The sequence below is a fragment of the Pseudomonas sp. FW507-12TSA genome (assembly GCF_058781435.1).
The window spans coordinates 1-24,434 of sequence record NZ_JBYSWT010000018.1; the positions used below are offsets into that span (position 1 = coordinate 1).

General features: G+C 62.5%; 23 protein-coding genes and 1 tRNA gene. 7 read left to right on the plus strand and 17 right to left on the minus strand.

Going from position 1 to position 24,434, the window contains the following annotated elements:
• Nucleotides 1-173: 173 nt before the first annotated feature.
• The 4 genes from abaF to AC3WK8_RS17910 all read left to right on the plus strand — a co-directional run bounded on the left by abaF (nt 174) and on the right by AC3WK8_RS17910 (nt 5,489).
• Entirely contained in the window at nt 174-1,547 is a 1,374-nt protein-coding gene (gene abaF / locus AC3WK8_RS17895) for a fosfomycin efflux MFS transporter AbaF (protein WP_103325472.1), read from the plus strand.
• A gap of 188 nt (nt 1,548-1,735) precedes the next feature.
• Nucleotides 1,736-2,680: a dihydrodipicolinate synthase family protein gene (locus AC3WK8_RS17900; RefSeq protein ID WP_103325471.1), complete on the plus strand. Its 945-nt coding sequence runs from the start codon at nt 1,736-1,738 to the stop codon at nt 2,678-2,680.
• 117 nt (nt 2,681-2,797) lie between these two features.
• A complete protein-coding gene (locus AC3WK8_RS17905) occupies nt 2,798-4,375 on the plus strand; it encodes an aldehyde dehydrogenase (NADP(+)) (protein ID WP_103325470.1) in 1,578 nt (525 codons plus the stop codon).
• Between the two features lie 97 nt (nt 4,376-4,472).
• On the plus strand, nt 4,473-5,489 hold the full coding sequence (locus AC3WK8_RS17910) for an Ldh family oxidoreductase (RefSeq protein WP_085596036.1): 1,017 nt from the start codon (nt 4,473-4,475) through the stop codon (nt 5,487-5,489).
• A gap of 51 nt (nt 5,490-5,540) precedes the next feature.
• Here AC3WK8_RS17910 and AC3WK8_RS17915 read toward each other — a convergent pair whose 3' ends face one another.
• From AC3WK8_RS17915 to dapA, 11 genes are all read right to left on the minus strand, one after another.
• Nucleotides 5,541-6,878 carry an MFS transporter gene (locus AC3WK8_RS17915; RefSeq protein WP_085596037.1) on the minus strand — a complete coding sequence of 446 codons (1,338 nt, stop codon included), beginning with the start codon at nt 6,876-6,878 and terminating at the stop codon, nt 5,541-5,543.
• Between the two features lie 69 nt (nt 6,879-6,947).
• Nucleotides 6,948-8,270: an MFS transporter gene (locus AC3WK8_RS17920; RefSeq protein ID WP_103325469.1), complete on the minus strand. Its 1,323-nt coding sequence runs from the start codon at nt 8,268-8,270 to the stop codon at nt 6,948-6,950.
• Between the two features lie 65 nt (nt 8,271-8,335).
• A complete protein-coding gene (locus AC3WK8_RS17925; RefSeq protein WP_103325468.1) occupies nt 8,336-9,214 on the minus strand; it encodes an SMP-30/gluconolactonase/LRE family protein in 879 nt (292 codons plus the stop codon).
• Between the two features lie 67 nt (nt 9,215-9,281).
• Nucleotides 9,282-10,214, minus strand: a complete 933-nt coding sequence (gene kce, locus AC3WK8_RS17930; RefSeq protein ID WP_022642881.1) for a 3,5-dioxohexanoate:acetyl-CoA acetone transferase — start codon at nt 10,212-10,214, stop codon at nt 9,282-9,284.
• 102 nt (nt 10,215-10,316) lie between these two features.
• On the minus strand, nt 10,317-11,105 hold the full coding sequence (locus tag AC3WK8_RS17935) for an SDR family oxidoreductase (RefSeq protein WP_022642880.1): 789 nt from the start codon (nt 11,103-11,105) through the stop codon (nt 10,317-10,319).
• The gene (locus AC3WK8_RS17940; RefSeq protein ID WP_022642879.1) at nt 11,102-11,815 is read right to left on the minus strand and encodes a GntR family transcriptional regulator; all 714 of its coding nucleotides are present in this window, start codon (nt 11,813-11,815) and stop codon (nt 11,102-11,104) included. The genes AC3WK8_RS17935 and AC3WK8_RS17940 overlap by 4 nt, the downstream gene beginning before the upstream one ends.
• A 205-nt stretch (nt 11,816-12,020) precedes the next feature.
• Nucleotides 12,021-12,110, minus strand: a tRNA-Ser gene (locus tag AC3WK8_RS17945).
• A gap of 83 nt (nt 12,111-12,193) precedes the next feature.
• Nucleotides 12,194-12,907, minus strand: coding sequence for a phosphoribosylaminoimidazolesuccinocarboxamide synthase (purC, locus tag AC3WK8_RS17950; protein ID WP_022642876.1), 714 nt, complete (start codon nt 12,905-12,907; stop codon nt 12,194-12,196).
• 28 nt (nt 12,908-12,935) lie between these two features.
• Nucleotides 12,936-13,694: an MBL fold metallo-hydrolase gene (locus tag AC3WK8_RS17955; protein ID WP_103325467.1), complete on the minus strand. Its 759-nt coding sequence runs from the start codon at nt 13,692-13,694 to the stop codon at nt 12,936-12,938.
• Nucleotides 13,695-13,698: 4 nt separating this feature from the next.
• Nucleotides 13,699-14,814: an NlpB/DapX family lipoprotein gene (gene bamC, locus AC3WK8_RS17960; protein WP_085596043.1), complete on the minus strand. Its 1,116-nt coding sequence runs from the start codon at nt 14,812-14,814 to the stop codon at nt 13,699-13,701.
• Nucleotides 14,815-14,831: 17 nt separating this feature from the next.
• Nucleotides 14,832-15,710 carry a 4-hydroxy-tetrahydrodipicolinate synthase gene (gene dapA, locus AC3WK8_RS17965; protein ID WP_085596044.1) on the minus strand — a complete coding sequence of 293 codons (879 nt, stop codon included), beginning with the start codon at nt 15,708-15,710 and terminating at the stop codon, nt 14,832-14,834.
• A 326-nt stretch (nt 15,711-16,036) separates the two neighbouring features.
• Here dapA and AC3WK8_RS17970 point away from each other — a divergent pair, with 326 nt between their 5' ends.
• Nucleotides 16,037-16,597, plus strand: coding sequence for a glycine cleavage system transcriptional repressor (locus tag AC3WK8_RS17970; RefSeq protein WP_022642872.1), 561 nt, complete (start codon nt 16,037-16,039; stop codon nt 16,595-16,597).
• 10 nt (nt 16,598-16,607) lie between these two features.
• Complete coding sequence (locus AC3WK8_RS17975) at nt 16,608-17,081, plus strand: peroxiredoxin (RefSeq protein ID WP_053135301.1); 474 nt, start codon at nt 16,608-16,610, stop codon at nt 17,079-17,081.
• Between the two features lie 48 nt (nt 17,082-17,129).
• Here the strand turns inward: AC3WK8_RS17975 and AC3WK8_RS17980 are convergent, their stop codons facing one another.
• The gene (locus AC3WK8_RS17980) at nt 17,130-18,200 is read right to left on the minus strand and encodes an AI-2E family transporter (protein ID WP_022642870.1); all 1,071 of its coding nucleotides are present in this window, start codon (nt 18,198-18,200) and stop codon (nt 17,130-17,132) included.
• A gap of 33 nt (nt 18,201-18,233) precedes the next feature.
• A complete protein-coding gene (locus AC3WK8_RS17985) occupies nt 18,234-18,473 on the minus strand; it encodes a sulfurtransferase TusA family protein (RefSeq protein WP_007930235.1) in 240 nt (79 codons plus the stop codon).
• Between the two features lie 221 nt (nt 18,474-18,694).
• On the opposite strand from AC3WK8_RS17985, the gene AC3WK8_RS17990 reads away from it, so the two are divergent.
• Nucleotides 18,695-20,128 (plus strand): M48 family metalloprotease, encoded by a 1,434-nt coding sequence (locus AC3WK8_RS17990; protein ID WP_103325466.1) that lies wholly within the window; start codon nt 18,695-18,697, stop codon nt 20,126-20,128.
• Between the two features lie 76 nt (nt 20,129-20,204).
• Here the strand turns inward: AC3WK8_RS17990 and AC3WK8_RS17995 are convergent, their stop codons facing one another.
• The 4 genes from AC3WK8_RS17995 to rpoE form a co-directional block, all read right to left on the minus strand.
• A complete protein-coding gene (locus tag AC3WK8_RS17995; RefSeq protein WP_103325465.1) occupies nt 20,205-21,635 on the minus strand; it encodes a DegQ family serine endoprotease in 1,431 nt (476 codons plus the stop codon).
• A gap of 223 nt (nt 21,636-21,858) precedes the next feature.
• The gene (locus AC3WK8_RS18000) at nt 21,859-22,815 is read right to left on the minus strand and encodes a MucB/RseB C-terminal domain-containing protein (protein ID WP_103325464.1); all 957 of its coding nucleotides are present in this window, start codon (nt 22,813-22,815) and stop codon (nt 21,859-21,861) included.
• Between the two features lie 8 nt (nt 22,816-22,823).
• Nucleotides 22,824-23,411 carry a sigma-E factor negative regulatory protein gene (locus AC3WK8_RS18005; protein ID WP_022642865.1) on the minus strand — a complete coding sequence of 196 codons (588 nt, stop codon included), beginning with the start codon at nt 23,409-23,411 and terminating at the stop codon, nt 22,824-22,826.
• A 31-nt stretch (nt 23,412-23,442) separates the two neighbouring features.
• Entirely contained in the window at nt 23,443-24,024 is a 582-nt protein-coding gene (gene rpoE, locus AC3WK8_RS18010) for an RNA polymerase sigma factor RpoE/AlgU (RefSeq protein WP_022642864.1), read from the minus strand.
• Between the last annotated feature and the right edge of the window lie 410 nt (nt 24,025-24,434).

A 24,434-nucleotide genomic window follows, 5' to 3' on the forward strand; every position in this document is an offset into this window, starting at 1 on the left:
GGCCAAGGCAATGCAAAGGCTTGGCCTCTTTCTTGCTTTTAAATATATCGTATACGAAATACCGTATAAAAATAGGACTTCGGCCCCCCTACCCAAGGCCTCCATCGGGCCGGCACAAGGCTCGAAGCCCTAGCGAAACTCCCCCTGACAATACCTATCGGAGTGCGACATCGATGACCTCGACGACTTCTGCGACACCTCGCGAACTGGAACGAACGACGACCAAGGCACCTGCGGGGATCAAGCGGGTGGTGGCCGCGGCGATGGCTGGCGCCGTGGCCGAGTGGTATGAGTTCTTTCTATATGGAACGGCCTCGGCCCTGGTCTTCGGCCAGTTGTTCTTCCGCCAGACCGGTAGCGCGATGGACGGCATCATCGCCGCCTTCGCCCTGTATGCCGTGGGCTTCCTGGCCAGGCCCATCGGCGGGCTGGTGTTCGGTCACTACGGTGACAAGGTCGGCCGCAAGCACCTGTTGCAGATCAGCCTGGTGGTGGTGGGCATCACCACCTTTCTCATGGGCTGCCTGCCGACCTTCGAACGGATCGGTTATGCCGCGCCCATCCTCCTGGTGCTGCTGCGCCTGATCCAGGGTTTCGCCTTCGGTGGCGAATGGGGTGGCGCGGTGCTGCTGGTGTCCGAGCACAGCCCGGATAACCGTCGCGGCTTCTGGGCTAGCTGGCCGCAGGCCGGAGTGCCGGCCGGCAACCTGATCGCCACGGTGATCCTGCTGCTCTTGTCCTCCAATCTTTCCGAAGAGCAGTTCCTCGACTGGGGCTGGCGGGTGGCCTTCTGGTTCTCCGCGGTGGTGGTGCTGATCGGCTACTGGATCCGTACCCGGGTCGATGACGCACCGATTTTCAAGGAGGCCCAGGCCCGCCAGCAGAAGGTCGAGAAAGAACAACTGGGCGTCGTCGAGGTCGTGACCAAGCACTGGCGTGAAGTGCTGATCGGCATTGGCGCGCGGTTCGCCGAGAACATCCTGTACTACATAGTCGTCACGTTCTCCATCACCTACCTGAAGCTGGTGGTGCACAAGGACACCTCGCAGATCCTGCTGCTGATGTTCGGCGCCCACCTGCTGCACTTCTTCATGATTCCGCTCATGGGCTACCTGTCCGACATCATCGGGCGCAAGCCGGTGTACCTGGTGGGCGCGGTGCTCACCGGGGTCTGGGGCTTCGTCGGTTTCCCGATGATGGACACCGGCAACAACTGGCTGATCATGGCGGCGATCACCCTGGGCCTGGCCATCGAGTCCATGACCTACGCGCCCTACTCGGCCCTGATGTCGGAGCTGTTCCCGACCCATGTGCGCTACACCGCGCTGTCGCTGTGCTACCAGGTGGCGCCGATCCTCGCTGGCTCCCTGGCGCCGCTGATCGCCATCACCCTGCTCAAGGAATACAACAACTCGACTCCCATCGCCTGGTACCTGGTGGCCTCGGCCGTGATCTCGATCATCGCCGTGGGCGCAGCCCGGGAAACCCGTGGCATGTCGTTGCGGGAAGTTGACCAGGACTCCGCCAGCCGGACCGCGGGACGCTGATCCCCCAGGCTCATGGATGAGCCCGTATGGCCCCGCCCCATGCAAATGACACCCAAGGCTTTACTTCGCCAAGCATCGATTATATAACGTATACGATATTCGATTATGCGCAATGAACCAGAAACCGAGCGACCCGGTTCGAGCCATAGATGTAGCTACAACAAACCCAACAACCATGAGGTAGCGTCATGAGCAACATTTTCACCGGCACCATCCCCGCACTGATGACCCCGTGCACGCCAGATCGCAAACCGGACTTCGACGCCCTGGTACGCAAGGGCCGCGAGCTGATCGAGGCGGGCATGAGCGCCGTGGTGTATTGCGGCTCCATGGGCGACTGGCCGCTGCTCACCGAAGCCCAGCGCCAGGAAGGCGTTGCCCGCCTGGTGGCCGCCGGCATCCCGACCATCGTCGGCACCGGTGCCGTCAACTCCAAGGAAGCGGTATCCCACGCGGCCCACGCGGCCAAGGTCGGCGCCCATGGCCTGATGGTCATTCCCCGCGTACTGTCCCGCGGTGCCTCGCTGGTCGCGCAGAAGGCCCACTTCAAGGCCATCCTGGCCGCGGCGCCGAACCTGCCATCGGTCATCTACAACAGCCCCCACTACGGTTTCGCCACCCGCGCGGACCTGTTCTTCGAACTGCGCAGCGAGCATCCGAACCTGATCGGCTTCAAGGAGTTCGGGGGTGCCGCAGCCAGCCGTTATGCGGCGGAATTCATCACCTCCAAGGATGACGCCGTGACCTTGATGGTGGGCGTGGACACCGACGTGGTGAACGGCTTCGTCAACTGCAACGCCACCGGCTCGATCACCGGTATCGGCAACGCCCTGCCTCGTGAAGTCCTGCAACTGGTGGCCCTGAGCAAACAGGCCGCCAAGGGCGATGCCAAGGCCCGCCGCCTGGCGCTGGAACTGGAGTCGGCGCTGCACGTGCTGTCGTCGTTCGATGAAGGCGGCGACCTGGTCCTCTACTACAAGCACCTGATGGTGCTCAACGGCGACCTGGAATACACCCTGCACTTCAACGAGACCGACGCCTTGAGCGCTGCCCAGCGCAACTACGCCGAGGCCCAGTACCAGCTGTTCCGTACCTGGTACGCCAACTGGCTGAAGGAAAACAACCTGGCCTGACGGCGCAGGTCGCCCCCCTCGAGCGGCGCGCCCATGCGCGCCGCTCGCATTTCTCCCCTGCCCCGGGTCCTCGAACAGGCGGCAGGCAAACACCTTAGTCATCTCAGGAGGCCTGATATGGACCTGACAGGAAAGATGCTCATCGGCGGGCAAGCCGTGCCGGGCAACCGCGACGCGATCAAGGCCATCAACCCGGCGACCGACCAGGCACTGGAGCCTGGGTACCCCGGCGGCTCCCGCGAACATGTCGACCAGGCCTGCGCCCTGGCCTGGTCCGCCTTCGACAGCTATCGCGAAACCTCGCTGGAACAACGCGCGGCCTTCCTGGAAGGCATCGCCGGACAGATCGAAGCACTGGGCGACGCCCTGGTGGACCGCGCCGTGGCGGAGTCGGGTTTGCCCCGCCCCCGCATCCAGGGCGAAGTCGGACGCACCTGCTTCCAATTGCGCACCTTCGCGCGAACCGTAAGGGCCGGCGAATGGCTCGACGTACGTGTCGATGAAGCCCTGCCGGAGCGCCAGCCGCTGCCACGCCCCGACCTGCGCCAGCGGCACATCGCCCTCGGCCCGGTGGCCGTCTTCGGCGCCAGCAACTTTCCCCTCGCCTTCTCCGTGGCCGGCGGCGACACCGCTTCAGCCCTCGCGGCAGGCTGCCCGGTGATCGTCAAGGCACACAGCGCCCATCCTGGCACCAGCGAACTGGTAGGCCAGGCCATCAGCAGAGCGGTGGCCGCACATGACCTGGCCCCCGGGGTGTTTTCGCTGCTGTACGGCTCGGGAGCGGAGATCGGGATCGGCCTGGTGAGCGATCCACGAATCAAGGCCGTGGGCTTCACCGGCTCGCGCAGTGGCGGTGTCGCCCTGACCCAGGCGGCCCAGGCTCGCCCGGAACCCATCCCGGTCTATGCCGAGATGAGTTCGATCAACCCGGTCTTCCTCTTCGAACATGCCCTGCGCAACCGCGGCCCCGCACTGGCAGAGGGGTTCGTCGCCTCGCTGAACCAGGGAGCCGGCCAGTTCTGCACCAACCCTGGGCTGGTCATCGCCATCAAGGGCGATGCCCTGGACGCCTTCCTCGCCACGGCTACCCAGGCAGTCCAGCGCAGCCCCGCCCAGACCATGCTGACCCCGGGCATCTTCAGGGCCTATGCAAACGGCCTGCAAGCCTTGGCCGGCAATGCCGGGGCACGAGTGCTCGGGGCCGGGCTGGAAGGCGCAGGACCGAACCAGTGCCAGACCCACCTGTTCGTGGCCAGTGCCCAGGACTTCCTGCGGGAGCCAGCGCTGCAGGCGGAAATCTTCGGGTCCGCCTCGCTGGTGGTGACGTGTGAAGACGCCGCCCAAGTACTGCAGGTCGCCGAGCACCTGGAGGGGCAACTGACCGCGACGCTGCACCTGGACGAGGCCGACGCCCAGGCCGTTCGCAACCTGCTGCCGACCCTGGAGCGCAAGGTTGGACGGATCCTGGTGAACGGCTGGCCGACCGGTGTCGAGGTATGCGACGCGATGGTCCACGGCGGGCCTTTCCCGGCCACCTCCGACTCGCGTTCCACCTCCGTGGGAACCGCAGCCATCGCGCGCTTCCTGCGGCCGCTCTGTTACCAGAACTTCCCGGACGCATTGCTGCCAGCGGCCATCCAGAGCGCCAACCCCATGGCGTTGTCACGCCTGGTCAATGGCCAGCGCCAGAGCTGAAGACATCACGCAGCAGCTTGTAGAGGACCGACCCGGCACTGCGCCGGGCCGGCCCTCGACCTATCCATCGTTCACCCAGGACCCAAGGATAAGTTCCATGTCTGACTTGATTAATCTGTCGCTCGACCAAGCCTATCGACTGTCCAGCGATGTACTGACAAGCAACGGCTTTTCCGAGGCGCATGCTCAAGCCATCGCGCGCACCGTCACCAGCGGACAAGCCGACGAGTGCCACTCCCATGGCCTGTATCGGTTGCTGGTCTGCGTGAAATCCATGCGCGAAGGCCAGGTCGACCCACAGGCCCTGCCCACCCTGAGCGACCGCTGCGCCGGGATCGTCGCGGTCGACGCCCACCGGGGCTACTCGCTGTTGTCATTCGAAACGGCACTGCCGGTACTGGTGCGCAAGACTCGCCAGATCGGCGTGGCGGCCATGGTGATCAACAACTGCTATCACTTCTCGGCCCTCTGGCCGGAAATCGAGGCGCTGACGGCCCAGGGACTCGCCGCCCTGGCGCTCACGCCAAGCCATAGCTGGGTCGCTCCGGCTGGCGGCAGCAAACCGGTGTTCGGCACCAACCCCATCGCCTTCGGCTGGCCACGCCCGGGTCGCGATCCCTTCGTCTTCGACTTCGCCACCAGCGCCATCGCCCGGGGAGATATCGAGCTGCACCGACGGGCCAACAGCCCGCTGCCCGAAGGCTGTGCCATCGACAGCGACGGCCAGCCCACCACCGATGCGCTGGCCGCGCTGTCGGGTGCCATGCTCACCTTCGGCGGGCACAAGGGCTCGGCCCTGGCGGCCATGGTCGAGCTCCTGGCAGGCGCCCTGATCAACGACATGACGAGCATGGAATCCATGGCCTTCGACGCCGGCGTGGGCGCCACTCCACTGCACGGCGAACTGATCCTGGCCTTCGATCCGCAACTGTTCTCCAACGGCAAGCCCGAAGAAGGCGCCCAGCGTGCGCAAGCCTTGTTCGATGGGATCGTGCAACAGGGCGCGCGCCTGCCATCCCAGCGTCGCTATGAGGCCCGCAAGCGCAGCAAGGACGCCGGGGTGTTCCTGCCCAAGGCCTTGTACGAAGACATCCTCAAGCTGCTGGACAGATAATCCGCAGCGGCCGGCCGACTTGCTCGTTCCGGGGCCGGCCGGCCACGGCCATCACATCGAGTGCTGCTTGACCGGCCGGCCGGCCACAGCGTCCGTATAGCTGCGTTCCTCCTGTCCCTGGCGCAAACGCAACGCCACCAGCGCCGCTACCAGCAAGACCAGGGCGATGACCTTGAGACCGTTCATGGCGTCGCCCGTGGTCATTTCGATCGCGCCCATCACCGAGGGCCCGACAAACCCGCCCAGCAAGCCGCAGCAGTTCACGAAACCCAGGCCACCTGCCAGGGCCGCGCCCTTGAGCCGGGAAGCGGGATACAGAAAGATGATCGACTGCACCACGAAGAACATCAGCGCAGCGACGCAGAAGCCCACCAGGCTGAATACCGGCCCGGAAACCGCGGCGATCAGCAATCCCGAGGCCATCACCAGCAGTCCCAGGACCAGCAATTGTCGCGAGCGCCGGGCACTGTTGGCCAGCCGGGGCAAAGCGACGGCTCCCACGGCGGCGGCAATCCAGGGCAGGGAGTTCAACAAGCCGACGCTCATGATGCTCAAGCTGCCGTATTTGCCGATGATGCTGGGCAGGAAGAAGATCACGGTATAGATGGTGATCTGGTGGCAGAAGTACACGAAGATCGCCAGCAGGATCTGCGGGGTGAAGCACTGCCTGAACGAATGCCCGCCCTGTCCCGCTCCTTCGTCGGCCTCCCTGGCCAGTCGCTGTTCGATGGACTGGGCTTCTTCGGCACTCAACCAGCGAGCCTTGCCCGGGCGATCCGGCAGGTGGCGCCAGACCACCCAGGCGAAGAACACCGCCGGCAAGCCTTCGAGCAGGAACATCCACTGCCAGCCATGCCAGCCCAGCAAGCCATCCATCTTCATCAACGCCGCGCCCAACGGGCCGCCGATAATATTGGCCAGGCATACCCCCAGGAGGAAGTAACCGGTGGCCCGGGCCCGCTGCTGGCGGTCGAACCAGTAGGTCAGGTACAGCATCACGCCGGGAAACAACCCCGCCTCGGCGATGCCCAGCAACAGGCGCAGCACGTAGAAGGACGTCTCGCCCTGGACGAAGGCCATGGCGGCCGAGATCAGGCCCCAGGTCGCCATGATCCGGGCGATCCAGAAGCGCGCGCCGACCCGGTGCATGATCAGGTTGCTCGGTACTTCGGACAGCGCGTAGGTCAGGAAGAACAATCCGGCGCCCAGGCCATAGGCCGCGGCGGATATTCCCAAGTCGACATCCAGCTGGTGCTTGGCCAGGGCGATATTGGTGCGGTCCAGAAAGCTCAGAACATAGGCTGCGATCAGCAATGGCATGAGCTTGCGAAACATCAGGCGGGTCAACTGCTGCTGGTCCCGGGGAGCGGTGGGTGCGGCGGTATGCATGGTACGGGCCTCATATCGAGCGGCTTTGGCGCCCCGCCAGCAATGGCCGGGGAGCGCATCGGTGTTGTTCTAGAACTCGGGTTGCGCCAGCGGCGGTTGCGCATGCCGGGCGAATAGCTGCAGCAGCACGCCGCCCAGGGCACAACCGGCCATGACGAAGAAACACAGGATGTAGCCCGGCAGGCTGGTCCAGCCTCCGCCGGAGGCGATCAGGCTGCCCATCAGCAGCGGTGCCATGCCTCCACCGATGAACATCGCGGTGGTGATGATGCCGTTGGCGGTGGAAGTAGCCGAGGGCTCGGCCGAATCGCAGGCCACGGCGTAGTAGATCGGCCACACTGCATTGGCCACCAGGCCGAACAGCAACTGCATGACGATGACCAGCGCCAGAGTGCTGGCGAAGTAGAAGGCCGCGACACTGGCGGCCATCCATAGCCCGCAAATGATCAGGGTCAAGCGCCGGCCGATGATGTCGGACAGCGCCGGCCAGATCAGTTGCCCGAGAATCCCGGTCAGGGTGAAGACCACGCTCATGCCCGCGGACTCGGCCAGGGACAGGCCGGTGATGTTGTACAGGTAGGCCGGCAGGACGATGTTCACGCCCATGTACACCACCTGGGTAAGCAGGGTACTGCCGGCCGTGAGGGCGATATTGCGATTGCCCAGGGTCGCGACGAAGGTACGCCACGCCTGGCCCTTGGCCTGGGTCACGGGAGTGCTGTCCGGTGGGGTCATGCCCTTGGCGGCAATGTCGAGGTACAGCTGGGTGATGCGCTGGGGCGTGGAGTAGCGTGCCCAGAACAGCATCAGTGGTACGGCCACGACGAAGGCGAAGAAGAACACATAGCGCCAGTTGTCCTCGCCAAAGGTACCGATGACGAAACTGGCCACCAGGCCGCTGAGCATGGCGCCAATCGGGTAACCGGTGTGGTGCGCCCCAAGGGCGAACCCGCGGCGCTCCACCGGCCACCATTCGGCGGTATTGCTCACCCCTACGGGTTCCCCCCAGCCGGCGCCCAGGTTGACGCCTACGCGCAAGGCGACGAACGCGGCCAGGTTGCCGCTCAGGGCCTTGAATCCGGACAGGAACGAAATGGCGGTGTAGCCCAGCACCAGCGGGACCTGGAAACGCGCACGCTTCCAGCCGCCACCATGCCGGTCGCTCCAGATCGAACCGGGAATATCCAGCAAAGCCAGGGCCAGCATGATCAAGGTCGCGAGCGTCCCCCATTGCTCGGCGGACAATTCGAAGTGCTTGGAAATAGTCGGCCCCAGCCGCAAGACGATCTCACGGTCGTAGGCATTGAGGATCCAGATCATCCAGCAGACCAGCAAAGACACCCAGGAGTGACGATGAATCTGGCGCAGCGAAGCTTTCTTGACGATAGCCATGGGCCTCTCCAGGCGCGTGATGACGCGCACTGACACGGGATTGCAGAAGGGATTGGGGGACTGCTTCAGCCAGCGAACCGACGCTCGGCGATACCCCGCACACCCAGGCCATGGATGGCGAACAAGGCCCCACGCTGCTGGCCGTCCGCTGGGAAGCGTGGCAATGGCGGCCGGGCCATCGAGGTGACGAACAGGATGTCCAGGTCCGGTCCGCCGAAGGTCAGGCTGGTGACCTTCTTCACTGGCATCTCGATGACCCGGTCGACCCGTCCGTCCGGGCTGTAGCGCACCAACTGGCCGGCATAGACCAGGGCCTGCCACAGGTAACCCTCGGCATCCACGGTGCAACCATCGGCGGCACCGCCGGCGGCGGTATCGACCTTGGCGAAGGTCCGCCGGTTACGCACCGCACCCGTGGTGGTGTCGTAGTCGTAGGCACGGATTTCCCCCGACCAGGTGTCGGCGAAATACAGGATGTCGCCTCCCGGGCTCCAGCACGGGCCATTGGAAACGATGATCTCGCTATCGAGGGTATGCAGGCTGAGGTTCGGGTCCAACCGATAGAGCTTGGCGCTGGGGCTTTCTTCGCGGGTATCCATGGAGCCGAAGACAAAACGCCCCTGGCGGTCGACCTTGCCATCGTTGAGCCGGTTGTGCGGCAGGCCGGGCTCCGGATCCACGATCAACTGCAATTCGCCGCTACGCAGGTCCAGGTTATGCAGCCCCTCCTGCAGGGCGACCAGCGCTTGCTCACCACAGCGGCGCAGAGCCATGGAGCCGATTTTCTGCGCCACGTCCCAGGCCCTGAGCTCGGAGCCACCGACGGTACAGCGCAGGATTCGCCCATCGGCGCTGTCGACCCAGTACAGCCGTTGTTGTTCCTGGTCCCAGACCGGACCTTCGCCGAGATTGGTTTTGACATCCACCAGGACTTCGATACGCATGGTGTTATCCCTTTATTGTTGTTGTGCGGGATGGGCGGACAGGCTCCGCCCAGGCTGGATGTGCCGCCTAGAAAGCGACCTGGTCGCGCCCCTTGAGCCCGAGCATGGCCCGGGCTTCATCCGGCGTCGCCACACGGCCGCCCAAGGCCTCGATCACCGTGCGGATGCGCCGCACCTGATCGGCATTGCTGGCGGCCAGCTTGCCCGGACCATCCCAGAGCGAGTCCTCCAGGCCCACCCGGACATGGCTGCCCATGGCCAGGCCCATGGTCCCCAGGGGGATCTGGTTGCGTCCGGCGCCAAGAATCGACCAGTGATAGTCCTCGCCGAACAGGCGATCGGCGGTGCGCCGCATATGGGCCAGGTCCTCGGGATGACCGCCGATCCCGCCCCGCAGGCCGAACACCGACTGGATGAACAGCGGCGCCTTGAGCAAGCCGCGCTCAAGGAAATGGGCCGCGGTATAGAGATGGCCGATGTCGTAGCACTCGATCTCGAAGCGCGTACGGTTTTGCGCACAAGCGCTGAGGATGTGCGCAATATCGCGGAAGGTATTGCGGAAGATCCGATCGTCGCTCTCTTCCAGGTACGGACGCTCCCAGTCGTGCTTGAACTCGGTGAAGCGGTTGAGCATTTCGTACAGGCCGAAGTTCATCGACCCCATGTTCAGCGAAGCCAGTTCCGGCTTGAACTCCAGCACCGGTTGCAGGCGCTCTTCGACCCCCATGGTCGGCGCTCCGCCGGTGGTCAAGTTGATCACTACGTCGCTGGCCGACTTGATCTGTGGCAGGAAGCGTCGGAACAGCTCAGGGTCCTGGCTCGGCCGCCCATCCTCAGGGTCCCGGGCGTGCAGGTGGACGATGGCGGCGCCGGCCTCGGCAGCGGCGATGGCTTCTGCGGCGATTTGCCCGGCGGTAACCGGCAGGTGCGGTGACATGGACGGGGTATGGATCGCCCCGGTGACGGCACAGGTGATGATGACAGGGGTTTTTCCAGGCATGACGGTACTCCGACTTTTATTCTTGAAGAAAAAAATCCCAGGGTGTCGCTGATGAAATCCGCCGCCGAGTCCTTCGGCAGGGTTGGCCGCATATACGGCCTGCTAGAGGTACTCGACGTTACCGTCGACGCTGATGGCCTGGCCGGTGACGTTGCGGGCCGCCGGCGAACAGAGGAATAGCGCCATGGCGGCCACGTCCTCGGCGCTGACCATGCGCTTGAGGGAAATTTTGTCCAGATACTGCTGGCGCATCTGCGCGACGGGGGTCCCGGTCTGTTCGGCCCGGGCCTGGATCACCGCGTCCATGCGCGGTCCCTCGACGATCCCCGGCAACAGGGCATTGACCCGGATATCGCTGGCGCCGAGCTCGGCGGCCAGGGACTTCATCAAGCCGACGATCGCCCATTTGGTCGCCGCATATGGAGTGCGCCAGGCATAACCCAGGCGTCCGGCCACCGAGGCGATATGCAAAAGATGGGCATTGCTCGAGGCCTTGAGCAAAGGCACGGCATGATGGGCAAAACGGTACTGGGCAGTGAGATTGATATCGATGGTGCGTTGCCAGTCGGCATCGCTGACCGCATCGATACCCGCGGTGGGTCCGGCGATACCGGCGTTGTTGACCAGCACATCCAGGCCGCCGAAGCGCTGGACCTGCAGTTGGAACAACGCCTCGATCTGCTGCGGATCACCGACATCGGCCCGGCTGGCCAAAGCCTGGGGATGGCGGTCGCGAAACGCCGCCAAGGCCGCCTCGCTGACATCGCATACATGGACCTCGGCCCCAGCTTCGAGATAAGCACGGGCGAGCACTTCGCCGATACCCGCCGCACCACCGGAAATCATTACCCGCAGGCCCGGATAAGGCTGCAAACGTTGCAGGACGCTCATGCCCGACCTCCTTTGGCCACAGCCTTGGAGGTCTTGGCCAGCAAACGGGCCAGGGAGTCGGCGGCCTGCATGATGTCGTCGGTGACCGCTGCTCGGGCAGCAGGCGCATCAGCGGCCGCCAGGGCCGCGACGATCCGGTCGTGGGCCTCCATGGAACGCTGCAGGTGAGCCTTGTCGGGGGCCACCAGGGCGAAACAAGGCCCCATGTGCAGCCAGAAGTTCTCCACCGCAGCCATGGTCAGCTCGGCGCGAGCCACGGCGTAGATACGCCGGTGGAAGGCGAAGTTGGTCCATAGGTAGCGGGAAACATCCACTTCATCGGCGGCCTTGCGCATCTGCCGGCAGAGTTCGGCGATCTCCTGCATGTCGCCTTGCTGCATGTGCTGCACCGCCTTCTCCGCCAGCAGCCCCTCCAGGGCCACCCGGGCATCACGAATCTCCCGCAGACGTTCCACGGTCATCATTCGTACCCGTAGGCGAGAAGTCTCGGTGACTTCAAAGGCATTTTCCGCACTCAGGCGCTGCAGAGCCTCTCGCACCGGCATAGGGCTGGAGCCCAAGGCTTCGGCCAGGCCACGGATGGTCAACTTCTGACCGGGCTGGAAACGGCCACTCATCAAGGCCTCGCGGATTTGCCGGTACACCTGCTCTTGCAAGGTATCGCGCGAAACCTGACGCAGCGTAGGAAGAGGGATTGGACCTTCGGACATGGGGCGTACCTGTATTGTGATTCTTGTGCCTGACAATATGTGATCACAAATCAAATATGTCAAACAATCACTGCAGGTCCGCTTGAAATTCAGCGTATGGGGCTTGCGTGCGCCTTGGAGTAAGCCGAGGGACAGGGTAAAAGGCATAAAAACGAAAAAGCCCCTGAAACCTTAGCGATTTCAGGGGCTTATTCTTGTTCAATAATGGCGGAGAGATAGGGATTCGAACCCTAGGTACCCGCGAAGGTACAACGGATTTCGAATCCGTCCCATTCGGCCACTCTGGCATCTCTCCAACGGCGCGCATCATAACAGCACCTTCACCGGAAGCGAAGCCCCCTAGGCAAATTTTTCCGTGCTATCAGATGCTTGCGTCGATTACAGCGGTACGCCGAGGCGCTGGGCCACTTCTTCGTAGGCCTCGATCACATCACCGAGGCCCTGGCGGAAGCGGTCCTTGTCCATCTTCTTCTTGGTGTCCTTGTCCCACAGGCGGCAGCCATCCGGGCTGAACTCGTCACCCAGGACGATGGAACCATCGCTGAACACGCCGAACTCCAGCTTGAAGTCCACCAGCAGCAGGCCGGCGTCGTCGAACAGCTTGCCCAGGACCTCGTTGACCTTGAGCGACAGTTCCTTCATGCGGGCCAGCTGTTCGGCGGTGCCCCAACCGAATGCCACCACGTGGGATTCGTTGATGAAGGGATCGCCCTTGGCGTCGTCCTTGAGGAACAGTTCGAAGGTGTAGGGATTGAGCTTCATGCCCTCTTCCACACCCAAGCGCTTGACCAGGCTACCGGCGGCGTAGTTGCGCACTACGCATTCGACCGGAATCATGTCCAGCTTCTTCACCAGGCACTCGTTGTCGCTCAGCAGCTTGTCGAACTGGGTCGGCACGCCGGCAGCTTCGAGTTTTTGCATGATGAAGGCGTTGAACTTGTTGTTCACCATCCCCTTGCGATCCAACTGCTCGATGCGCTTGCCGTCGAACGCCGAGGTGTCGTTGCGAAACAGCAGGACCAGGCGGTCGGCGTCATCGGTCTTGTAAACCGATTTGGCTTTGCCGCGGTAGAGTTCTTCACGTTTTTCCATGATGGGCTCCGCTTGCTAAGTAGGTGGGCTAGGCGATGTGACGCCAGTCGAGCCCTGAATCTTGATCGGCCAGTTGCAGCCAGTCCGGGTCGCACCCGAGGGTGTCGACAAAACATTGCCGGGCCAGCTGCGGCAGGTTGTTCTTGCTGCTCAGATGAGCCAGGACCAGATGTTGCAAGCCCTGCCATCCCAATTCGGCCACCAGGCTTGCGGCCTGTTGGTTGTTCAAATGTCCCAGGTCACCACCGACACGCTGCTTGAGGAAATACGGGTAATAACCTCGCGCCAGCATTTCCTGGCAATGATTGGCCTCGATCATCAGGGCATCCAGCCCGCGGTAGCCGTCCAACACCTCGGAACCGTAGGAACCGAGATCGGTCAGCAGGCCGAAGCGCCGCCGGCCATCGCTGAAGACGAACTGCGTAGGCTCCAGGGCATCATGGGCGACACCGATCACGTCGATATGCAGCTCACCGACCTGCAATCGCTCGCCACCCTGCACGAAGCCCGTGGCCGCCACTGGCTTGCGCATTCCACGCAAGGTGCCCTGACTGAGGTAGACCGGAAGATTGTAGCGCCGAGACAGCAAACCCACGCCATGCACATGGTCGGCATGTTCGTGGGTCACCAGGATGGCGCTCAGTTGCTCCGGGGCAACGCCCAGGCGCAACAGGCGCCGCTCGGTTTCTCGCAGGGAGAAACCACAATCCACCAGTACATGCGTGTCGCCGCTGGAGATCAGGGTGCCATTGCCCTGGCTACCGCTGCCGAGAACGGCGAAACGCATCCAATCAGCCCAGGTTGTCCTGAATCACGCCCAGCACCTTGCGCGCCACATCGGCGGGCGCCACGGTGTTGATGTTCTTCTCGACGGTGACCTGGACGTTCTCGCCCACCTTGCTCAGGCGTACCTGATAACGCTCGGCACGGGCCTCGATTTCTTCCTTGGCTGGCTTGCTGCCGAACAACTTGCCGAAGAAGCCGGGCTCGTCGTTCTTTTTCTCGGCCTTTTCCGCCAGGTTGATGTAGTACAGGCCCAGGCTGCGGTTGATGTCTTCGACCCGCCATTCACCCTGCTCCAGGGCACGCCCCACGCTGGACCAGGCACGATCCAGGTCGGCACCCAGGTTCAGCACCGGGTTGCCGCTGCCGTCTTCGCTGAGGCTGACTCGGCTCGGAGCGTCGAAATCACGGGCCGCCAGCAGGGATACCGAGCCACCCTTCTCGGAGGTACGGCTCATGCTGGCCAGCAGGTCATCCACCAGCGCAGCGTCCAGGCCGGTGTTGACCGAACGATTGGTGAACTCCACATCGGCGGTGCTACCGGCAGGACGCTCGGCACTGACCACATAGACTTCACTGGTGTTGCGCTGTACGCCTGGCTCAATGCGTACCCGTACCCGGGTCTCGCTATCGGCGGCGACACCGGCGCTGCCCAGGCGCTTGGCCACGGCGGCGGAGAGTTCGTCGGAACGCTGCCAGGCGGTGGTGAACTCGCCGGTCTGCGGGCGCTGTTGATCCAGGCGGAAACCGTTGTCCTGGAAGAACTGTACCGCCACTGGCCAGACCTCGGCCGGTGGATGCTGGGCCATGACCCAACGGGAATCGCCGCTCTTCTGCAGGCTGTAGTCGCTGGAATCGGCAATGGCCGACAGCGGTTGTGGACGAGGCACTTCGTACTCGCCCTTGACGTTATCGTCGGCAACGTTACGCGGGATCGGCAGCAGCGGATCCAGACGCTTGGAGGTCTGGATATCCGGCGGCAGTTGCATCGGTGCAGTTTGTTGCGCTTGCAGGTAATCGCTACCCCGGTCACGGAAGTAGCCTTCCGGGCCCCAGATCCAACCGCAGCCACTGGTGCTGGAGATAATCAAGGCAAGTGCGGAAAGTCCGGCCATTCGCTTCATGCGTTGTACTTCCTCAATTAAACCAATACGCCGGACTGGCGCATGGCCTGCCGCAGCGGTTCGTGACAGGCGGCACTGAGCCAGGTGAGCGGCAGACGAATACCGTCCGGCATCAAGCCCATCTCGTGCAGGGCCCATTTCACGGGAATAGGGTTGGATTCGATGAAAAGAGTCTTGTTCAGCGGCATCAGGGTCTCGTGGATCGCCCGGGCCTTGGCAGCATCGCCAGCCATGGCCGCGGCGCACATTTGGCTCATGGCCTTCGGCGCGACGTTGGCGGTCACCGAGATATTGCCCTTGCCACCCAGCAGGATCAGCTCCACGGCTGTGGCGTCATCGCCGGAGTACACCAGGAAATCGCTACGTACACCGGCCAGGATGGCCTTGGCACGCTCCAGGTCGCCGGTGGCCTCCTTGATGCCGATGATGTTCTTCACGGTGGACAGGCGGATCACGGTCTCGGCCTGCATGTCGCAAGCGGTGCGGCCCGGCACGTTATAGAGGATCTGCGGGATCTCGACGGCTTCGGCGATGGTGCGGAAGTGCTGGTACAGGCCTTCCTGGGTCGGCTTGTTGTAGTACGGGGTCACCAGCAGGCAGGCATCGGCGCCGGCGATCTTCGCATTGGTGGTCAGTTCGATCGCTTCGCGTGTCGAGTTGGCGCCGGTGCCGGCGATTACCGGGATGCGCCCCGCCACCTGGTCGACTACCCGACGAATCACCTCGATGTGCTCATCGACGTCCAAGGTCGCCGACTCGCCAGTGGTGCCGACCGCCACGATGGCGTTGGTGCCCTCTTGCAGGTGGAAGTCCACCAGTTTGCTCAGGCTGTCCCAGTCGAGATTCCCCTGTGCATCCATGGGTGTGACCAGTGCCACCATACTGCCCGCAATCATGCAACCGCTCCTGCCGGAAAAAGAGAGCGGTAATGGTACTGGCGCCAAGTTCCTTGCACAAGCGAAGTCCCGCACCCTGAGCATTCCCCTGAGCGATGGTTTTCGCTACCCTTCAGCCTTTGATTGCTACTTGATAAGCACATGGGCCGGGTTATCGCCTGCCTGCCGCTTCCCCAAAGCCCCATTCCCGCGTTGCCTGCCTCGATTCCATGGATCCCGGGGCCCGCCACCGGCTTGTGGTCCAGGACTTCGGAAGGCCGCCGGCGACGCTTGCCCGGCCCGGGCTTGTTGAAAGTATCGACCGCTCATCGCTTTAGGAACGCTGCATGTCCACCCCCACAGTTCGCGAACAATTCCTTGTCATCAGTGCCCTCGGCGCCAACCCCATGGAGCTGACCAACGTCCTGTGCCGCGCCAGCCATGAAAACCGCTGCGCCGTGGTGACCTCGCGCCTGACCCGGCACGGCGAGTGCAGCGCGCTGGTGCTGGAGGTCTCCGGCAGCTGGGATGCCCTGGCACGCCTGGAGAGCAACCTGCCCTTCCTGGCCAAGAAGCACGCCTTCACCGCCAACGTGGTGCGCAGCGCGGCCCTGGAGAACCGCCCACAGGCCCTGCCTTATGTGGCCTATGTCAGTGCAGCCTACCGCCCGGACATCATCAACGAGCTGTGCCAGTTCTTCATCGACCACCATGTGGAGCTGGAAAACCTGACCTGCGATACCTACCAGGCACCACAGACCGGCGGCACCATGCTCAATGCCACCTTTACCGTGACCCTGCCCGCCGGGACCCAGATCAGTTGGCTGCGCGACCAGTTCCTGGATTTCGCCGACGCCATGAACCTCGACGCCCTGATCGAACCCTGGCGCCCACAGAACCCCATGTAAGGAATCCCCCATGGCCGTAGCTATCGACCAACCCGTCGCCGATTTCCAGGCCCCCGCCACCAGCGGCCAGACCGTCAGCCTGTCCAGCCTCAAGGGCAAGCAGGTGGTGCTGTATTTCTACCCCAAGGACAGCACCCCGGGCTGCACCACCGAAGGCCAGGGCTTTCGCGACCAGTACAAGGCCTTCCAGGCGGCCAATACCGAGATCTTCGGTATCTCCCGCGACGGCTTGAAGTCCCACGAGAACTTCAAGTGCAAGCAGGAGTTCCCGTTCGAACTGATCAGCGACAAGGACGAGTCCGTCTGCCAGCTGTTCGACGTGATCAAGCTGAAAAAGCTCTATGGCAAGGAATACATGGGTGTGGACCGCAGCACCTTCCTCATCGACAAGGACGGTGTGCTGCGCCAGGAATGGCGCGCAGTGAAGGTCCCGGGCCATGTCGATGCGGTATTGGCCGCAGCCCAGGCCCTGAGCAAGGCCTGAAACCAACGGGGCGGCCGATCAGCCGCCCCGCTTGCATCTGCTCCACCGCTATAGCAGTGGCGCCACCATCGGATCCTTCCTCGGCCAGGCATCCAACACGGCCTTGAACAGGGTGGCCAGGGGAATCGCGAAGAAGATCCCCCAGAAGCCCCAGAGCCCGCCGAACAACAGTACCGCGCAGATGATCGCCACCGGATGCAGGTTCACCGCTCCGGAGAACAACAGCGGCACCAGCACGTTGCCATCCAGGGTCTGGATGATCCCGTAGACCGCCATCAGGTAGATGAACTGGTCGCTCCACCCCCACTGGAACAGGGCGATCAACGCCACCGGCACCGTCACCACCACCGCGCCGACATAGGGCACCACCACCGAGATTCCCACCAGCAACGCCAACAGCGCCGCGTAGTTCAGGCCCAGGGTGACGAAGGCGATATAAGTGACACCGCCACAGATGACGATCTCGATGACCTTGCCGCGGATGTAGTTGGCGATCTGCCGGTTCATCTCATGGGCCACGCGGGTGATCAGCGTCCGCTCCCGTGGCAGGTAGCCGATGACCCAACGACTGATCATGGCCCGGTCCTTGAGGAAGAAGAACACCAGGATCGGCACCAGCACCAGGTAGATCATGATGTTCACCAGCAACGGCAGGCTCGATAGCGAGAACGTCAGAGCCCATTGCCCGAACTTGCCGATCTCGCCCCGCGCCACCTCGATGGCCTGCAGCACTTGCTCGTCGGACACCAAGTGCGGATAGCGCTCGGGCAACAGCAACAATAACGATTGCCACTTGGCAAGCATGCCCGGGAGCTCGTTGAACAAGGTGATCAACTGATGCCAGAGCAGCGGCACCACCACCAGGATGAACAGCAGCAACACTCCCATGAACAGGGCGAACACCAGCCCCACAGCGGCGCCACCCGGCAACCGCAGGCGCTCCAGGCTCACCACCAGCCCCTGCATCAGGTAAGCCAGGACCATGCCCGCCAGCACTGGCGCGAGCATGCCGCCCAGGGTCAGTACGGCAGTGAAGGCCAGGAACAGCAAGACAGCCAGCACCACCGCCTCTTCGTCCGAGAAATAGCGCTGTATCCAGTCGCGTAGCACTTTGAACATCAGTGATCCTTAAGATGAAAGCGGTGAACGGCGTCAGGCCTTTTTCAACCAGTAGCGATAGACTCCCGCCTCGTCCTCTTCGCGCAGCAGCGTATGACCGGCCAGGCGGGCGAAGGTGCGGAAGTCGCGCTGGGAGCCGGCATCGGTGGCAATGACCTTGAGTACCGCACCACTGGCCAGGCGATTGAGCTCCATCTTGGCCTTGAGCAGCGGCAACGGGCAGTTCAGCCCGCTGGCGTCCAGCTCGGCATCATGGGCGACGGCATCGGTCATGGTGTTACTCCAGAGGTAAATGCAAGGGCGCTAGGATACCCCGAGGGACCAAGCAGCCGATAACCAGCAGGCGCAAAAACCAGCGCGCCAAAGGCCTACAGACGTAGACGCAGTAATTTGCCGAAAAGCACCTTTGTCCCTTCAGAGTTTTCACCACCCTCGTCTGGCTCCCGGACAGGTGTCCAGCTACAGTAGAGCCTTTGTCGATTAAGGCTCTGTGCATGAATTTGTTGCGCCCTACTCTGCTGACGCTCGCTTGCCTGCTCGCCTCACCGGGCTTCGCCGACGACCTGCCGTCACTTGGCGACGCCAGTTCAGCCATTGTCTCTCCACAACAGGAATACCAGCTGGGCCGGGCCTGGCTGTCCTTGCTTCGCAGCCAGGTCTCGCAACTGAGTGATCCACAACTCAAGGACTACGTCGAAACCAGCGTCTACAAACTGGTGGAGACCAGCCAGGTCAACGACCGACGCCTGGAATTCATCCTGATCAACAGCCCCCAGCTCAACGCATTCGCCGCACCGGGCGGAATAGTCGGCGTCAACGGCGGGCTGTTCCTCAACGCCCAGACCGAGGGTGAATATGTCTCGGTGTTGGCCCACGAGCTGGCGCACCTTTCCCAGCGCCACTTCGCCCGTGGAGTCGAGGCGCAACGCCGGATGCAGGTGCCGATGATGGCCGCCCTGCTGGCCGGCATCGTGATTGCCGCCACCGGTGCCGGTGACGCCGGGATCGCCGCCATCGCCGGCACCCAGGCCGCGGCTATCCAGGAGCAGCGACGCTTCTCTCGGCAAAACGAGCAGGAAGCCGACCGGATCGGCATCCTCAACCTGGAGAAGGCTGGCTACGATCCGCGCTCGATGCCCACCATGTTCGAACGCCTGATGCGCCAATACCGCTTCGACGCCAAGCCACCGGAGTTCCTCCTGACTCACCCGGTCACCGAGTCGCGGATCGCCGACACTCGCAACCGTGCCGAACAAGCCAAGCCCGGCGGCATCGAGGATAGCCTGCGCTACCAACTGATCCGCGCACGGGTGCAACTGAACTATGAGGAGTCGCCCGGCCTGGCTGCCAAGCGCTTCCGTGCCCAGCTCGACGAAAACCCAAAGAACGACATTGCCCGCTACGGCCTGGCCATCGCCCAGATCAAGGGCAGCCAGTGGAACGAAGCCCGGGAGAACCTCAAGCCGCTACTGACCAAATCGGCCAATGACATCACCTACAACCTGGCCCAGATCGAGCTGGACATGAACAGCAATCGCCTGCCGGACGCACAGGCGCGAGTGGAGCGGTTGCTCGGCCAGTATCCGAACAATTATCCGCTGCACCAGATCCGGGTCGACCTGCTGCTCAAGCAGAATCGTCCGGCCGATGCGGAAAAGGCTCTGGAAAGCCTGCTCAAGAGCCGCCCCGACGATCCGGACGTCTGGTACCTGGTGGCGGAAACCCGCGGCCTGTCCGGCAACATCATCGGCCTGCACCAGGCACGCGCCGAGTATTTCGCCTTGGTGGGTGACTATGGCCAGGCCATCCAGCAGTTGGATTTCGCCAAGCGCCGCGCCGGCAGCAATTTCCCACTGTCGTCACGGATCGATGCTCGCCAGCGCGAGATGATGGATCAGGAACAGATGATCAAGGACATGATGCGCTGACCCTGGACGACACAATAAAAAAGCCCGCCTCACAAGAGGCGGGCTTTTTTATTGGGCGAGGCCTGGAGCTGGCGAGTTACTCAGCCAGCTTGAAGGTAATGAAGCTGGCTCGTCCCTGGCGCAGTACCCGCATGGAAACCGAGCGGTTCTTCGGCAGCGCCTTGGCGATTTCGGTGAATTCCTTCGTCGAGCTGATCGCCTGGTTGTTCAAGTGAGTGATCACATCGCCGGGCTGCAGGCCGATAAGCGCTGCAGGGCCGTCCTGTACTTCCTTGATCACCACGCCGCCCTTGAGATCAAAGGCTTTCTTCTGTTCCACGCTGAGTTCGACCACGGCCACGCCCAAGCGGTTGCTGCTGCGCTCGACGCCGGACTTGGACAATTGGCTCAGATCCTTGTCTTCTTCAGGGATAGCGCCGACGGTCAGCTCGACAGTCTTGCGCTTGCCGTCACGGATCACTTCCAGGTTGGCCTTGGCGCCGGCTTTCAGCGCGCCGACCAGATGCGGCAGATCAGCGGACATGATGATCGGCTGGCCATTGAGGCTGAGGATCACATCTCCCACCTGCAGGCCACCCTTGGCAGCCGGGCCATCATCCTGGATCTGTGCGACCAGCGCACCGGCAGGCTTCTCCAGACCGAAAGACTCGGCCAGGTCCTTGTTGACCTCCTGGATCACCACGCCGAGCCAGCCACGGCTGACCTTGCCACCCGCCTTGAGCTGGGAGGAAACGTCCATGGCCACATCGATCGGGATAGCGAAGGACACGCCCATGAAGCCGCCGGAACGGGTGTAGATCTGCGAGTTGATCCCCACGACCTCGCCCGCCAGGTTGAACAGCGGGCCGCCGGAGTTACCCGGGTTGATTGGCACGTCGGTCTGGATGAACGGCACATAGTTTTCGTTCGGCAGGCTGCGACCGATGGCGCTGACGATGCCTTGGGTCACGGTATGGTCGAAGCCGAACGGCGAGCCGATGGCCACGACCCATTGGCCGGCCTTCAGATCCTGGGATTTGCCCAGCTTCAGTACGGGCAAGTCCTTGCCGTCGATTTTCAGCAACGCCACGTCGGAGCGCGGATCGGTACCGACCAGCTTGGCTTTCAATTCGCTGCGATCGGCCAGGCGCACGAGGATCTCGTCGGCGTCGGCGATCACGTGGTTGTTGGTCAGGATGTAGCCATCCGGGGAGATGATGAAACCCGACCCCAGGGACTGGGCTTCACGCTGGCGATCTCCACGTGGAGAACGCTGCTGTGGTGGCATGCCGCGCTCGAAGAACTCCCGCAGCATCGGCGGCAGTCCTTCGAGGTCAGGCATGGGGCCCGCAGAGACCCGGCGATCAGGCAGTTTCTGCGTGGTACTGATGTTCACCACCGCAGGCGATGCCTGCTCGACCAGCTGGGTGAAATCAGGCAGTTCGGCCGCCTGGGCAGAAACGGCCTGCCCAAGCACCAGCACAGTGGCGAGGATGGTGAAGTAGGACTTCAAGCGTGGTATCGACATACGGCTCCCGTTACGACGAGCGTGGTTAAGCGATAGGGAACGAACAGCGCCGACACCAAGCGGGCGGCAGTTTTGTTCCAGGAACGACAAATAAGGTCAGAACCGAAAGGCTCTGACCTATAAAAAAACTCTGGGGATTTTGCAAATGAATTTGCTGGCCAAACATTTCATCTTCTCAATTGTGGAGTAGCCATCACTGACCTCTTGCACAACCAATAAAGCTTCATTGCTTAGCGATAGAGCCTGAACGCATCGACAAGGCAATACGCTCGGCGGTACCGATCGGGATCTCCCCGACTACCGTGACCATCATCTCGCCATCGGGCGTGGTCAGGCGACGCGATACCGCCACAGTGGGCCCAAGCTGGGTCCGGGTGTCGGTGACGGTTGCACCGTTGAGTGGCTCGAGGAATACCGAGAACCGTGCCAAACCATCGTCATACAGCAGGCTGTTGACCATCACCTTGGTTTCCGGATCCTTGCGGGCACTGCTGCTGGTCAACTCGAAGCCCGGCGGCAGCCAGTCGGAGCGCCAGGTTTGTGCAGCCTTGACTGCCGAAGCCTTGTCGCTATCAAGAGTGACAGGCTTGCAGTCGGCGGTGGCCCGCAGCTCGGCATCTCCTGGAACATCGCTGGTATCCAGGCGAGTGAACTGGAAGCGCTCGAGCAGTTGCCCCTTGTCGTTGAGCAACAACGACTTGAGCGGTAGCCCGGTTTCACGATCCAAGTGCAACTCGAAGCCGTAGCGATGCTGGTCCTTCGGCGAAACCGAGACGATCACCGCCGGACGCCCTGCCACCCGCGACTTGCCGATGACGGCAAGGTCGTACCAATTCTTGAGTTTCTGGGGATCCAGCGCACGCGCTACGGAGTCGGGAGAATCTCCCAACCCCGCCACCAGCGTGCCACTGACACATTGGGTGCGACCATCGACACGCACTACCTCTTGAGCAGACCCATCGAGCTGGACCAGACGCTCGAGAACCTTTCCATTCTGGACACGATGCCAGATGTTATGGGTAGAGAAACTACCGTTACGCTCGTAAACGAAGGTGCCCTGGAAGCTTTGCTGCTGTTCCGCTTGCCCAAGACGCTGCAACCAGTCCTGGGCTTCGTCGGCGTGGGCTGGAACCACGAACCAGCCACTGAGCAGAAGCGAGAGTAGAGGGATGGCGCGCATGATCCTCCTTAGCGGTTTTCCAAGCTTGCCGCACGGGCATAAGGCAATGCGCTTTCAGTGCCTTTGAGTGCAGCTTGCTGGGCATGCTGACGCAGATAGCTGGGCAGACGCTGGTCATGCCAGCCTGGCTGTCCTTGCAATACGCCATTGGCCATGGGACCAGTGGCTTCCGAATTCTCATTGTAGCCGGCCAATACCGCTGGGCCTTTGACCTGTGGCGCGGCCAGGGTGGGCTGGCCAGCCTGCTGAGCCAGCTCGACACCCGCGATTTCATCGTGGTTGTACAAGCGCACCCCCGCCAGGACCGCAACGGTCACCGAGGCAGCTACCGCCAAGCGACCCAGGCTACGCCATGGCCCACGGGACCCCTTGGCAGGCACGGCTTCATCAGCCAGGGCTGCAGAAACGGCAGCGGCGATATCCAGGCGTGGAAGCAGCAACTCCTTGTGCATGGCCGCCCGGGCGATTTGATAACGAGCCCAGGTCTCACGGGTTTCCACTTCGTCGACGGCATTCAATACCCGACGTAATTCCAGTTCGTCCGCTTCGTTATCCATCACCGCGGACAGCGATTCCTGCAGGGCTTCACGACTCATGGCGGTTCCTCTCTTGGCTGTCGCCGCTGTCTCAGGTTTCCTGCAACAACGGCTGCAGGGCTTTATCAATGGCTTCCCGAGCGCGGAAAATCCGGGAGCGCACGGTACCCACCGGACATTGCATGACACTGGCAATGTCCTCGTAACTCAGACCATCGAATTCACGTAAAGTTAAAGCCGTACGCAAATCTTCAGGCAGTTGCTGGATGGTTCGATGGACGGTGCCCTCGATCTCATCCCGCAGCAATGAACGTTCCGGTGATTCGAGATCCTTCAGGCCGTGATCGCCGTCATAGAACTCCGCATCTTCAGAACTGACATCGCTATCCGGCGGCCGGCGGCCGCGTGAAACCAGATAGTTTTTCGCCGTATTGATGGCGATACGGTAAAGCCACGTATAGAACGCGCTGTCACCACGAAAATTACCTAGTGCACGGTACGCCTTGATAAAGGCTTCCTGTGCGACATCCTGGGCTTCATGGGTGTCGTGCACAAAACGCACGATCAACCCGAGAATTTTGTGCTGGTACTTCAGCACGAGCAGATCGAACGCTCGCTTGTCGCCACGCTGAACGCGCTCGACCAGCTGCTGATCCTCTTCCTGGGTTAGCATGAACACTCCTCGATAAGCTCGAAGGAGGCTTGCGCTACTAATCGATCAGGCTTGCAAACATAGACTCGGGCTTTTCGCAAAAGTTCTCCCCCTCCAAGCAAGTTTCCTGCGGGCTCTGATCCGGCACGCACGAAAAACGCAGCGCGGGCAAGGCCGGCTGCGCGAATAATCCTGTCGTCGATTTTCACCCCTGGAAAACAGGCTGAAAACCCTGGATAAAATCGACGCTGTCCCTTCCTTCAGGCAACCTTCTATTGAGTTTGGGGCCTTGGCAAAAGTTCCCAATCTTTATAGCCGTGCCGGACGAAGTTTGTGTAACGCTAAAGAGAAAAACAGCCCTGTGCCCTCGATCGTCCCTGCCAGGCCTGGTAGCGGCCTGAGCCCTGGCTGACCGGGAGCAACGCTTTTGC

Bases quoted from the DNA above. Each gene is read 5' to 3' on its own strand.
- abaF (WP_103325472.1), top strand. From the start codon at position 174: ATGACCTCGACGACTTCTGCGACACCTCGCGAACTGGAACGAACGACG.
- AC3WK8_RS17900 (WP_103325471.1), top strand. From the start codon at position 1,736: ATGAGCAACATTTTCACCGGCACCATCCCCGCACTGATGACCCCGTGC.
- AC3WK8_RS17905 (WP_103325470.1), top strand. From the start codon at position 2,798: ATGGACCTGACAGGAAAGATGCTCATCGGCGGGCAAGCCGTGCCGGGC.
- AC3WK8_RS17910 (WP_085596036.1), top strand. From the start codon at position 4,473: ATGTCTGACTTGATTAATCTGTCGCTCGACCAAGCCTATCGACTGTCC.
- AC3WK8_RS17915 (WP_085596037.1), bottom strand. From the start codon at position 6,878: ATGCATACCGCCGCACCCACCGCTCCCCGGGACCAGCAGCAGTTGACC.
- AC3WK8_RS17920 (WP_103325469.1), bottom strand. From the start codon at position 8,270: ATGGCTATCGTCAAGAAAGCTTCGCTGCGCCAGATTCATCGTCACTCC.
- AC3WK8_RS17925 (WP_103325468.1), bottom strand. From the start codon at position 9,214: ATGCGTATCGAAGTCCTGGTGGATGTCAAAACCAATCTCGGCGAAGGT.
- kce (WP_022642881.1), bottom strand. From the start codon at position 10,214: ATGCCTGGAAAAACCCCTGTCATCATCACCTGTGCCGTCACCGGGGCG.
- AC3WK8_RS17935 (WP_022642880.1), bottom strand. From the start codon at position 11,105: ATGAGCGTCCTGCAACGTTTGCAGCCTTATCCGGGCCTGCGGGTAATG.
- AC3WK8_RS17940 (WP_022642879.1), bottom strand. From the start codon at position 11,815: ATGTCCGAAGGTCCAATCCCTCTTCCTACGCTGCGTCAGGTTTCGCGC.
- purC (WP_022642876.1), bottom strand. From the start codon at position 12,907: ATGGAAAAACGTGAAGAACTCTACCGCGGCAAAGCCAAATCGGTTTAC.
- AC3WK8_RS17955 (WP_103325467.1), bottom strand. From the start codon at position 13,694: ATGCGTTTCGCCGTTCTCGGCAGCGGTAGCCAGGGCAATGGCACCCTG.
- bamC (WP_085596043.1), bottom strand. From the start codon at position 14,814: ATGAAGCGAATGGCCGGACTTTCCGCACTTGCCTTGATTATCTCCAGC.
- dapA (WP_085596044.1), bottom strand. From the start codon at position 15,710: ATGATTGCGGGCAGTATGGTGGCACTGGTCACACCCATGGATGCACAG.
- AC3WK8_RS17970 (WP_022642872.1), top strand. From the start codon at position 16,037: ATGTCCACCCCCACAGTTCGCGAACAATTCCTTGTCATCAGTGCCCTC.
- AC3WK8_RS17975 (WP_053135301.1), top strand. From the start codon at position 16,608: ATGGCCGTAGCTATCGACCAACCCGTCGCCGATTTCCAGGCCCCCGCC.
- AC3WK8_RS17980 (WP_022642870.1), bottom strand. From the start codon at position 18,200: ATGTTCAAAGTGCTACGCGACTGGATACAGCGCTATTTCTCGGACGAA.
- AC3WK8_RS17985 (WP_007930235.1), bottom strand. From the start codon at position 18,473: ATGACCGATGCCGTCGCCCATGATGCCGAGCTGGACGCCAGCGGGCTG.
- AC3WK8_RS17990 (WP_103325466.1), top strand. From the start codon at position 18,695: ATGAATTTGTTGCGCCCTACTCTGCTGACGCTCGCTTGCCTGCTCGCC.
- AC3WK8_RS17995 (WP_103325465.1), bottom strand. From the start codon at position 21,635: ATGTCGATACCACGCTTGAAGTCCTACTTCACCATCCTCGCCACTGTG.
- AC3WK8_RS18000 (WP_103325464.1), bottom strand. From the start codon at position 22,815: ATGCGCGCCATCCCTCTACTCTCGCTTCTGCTCAGTGGCTGGTTCGTG.
- AC3WK8_RS18005 (WP_022642865.1), bottom strand. From the start codon at position 23,411: ATGAGTCGTGAAGCCCTGCAGGAATCGCTGTCCGCGGTGATGGATAAC.
- rpoE (WP_022642864.1), bottom strand. From the start codon at position 24,024: ATGCTAACCCAGGAAGAGGATCAGCAGCTGGTCGAGCGCGTTCAGCGT.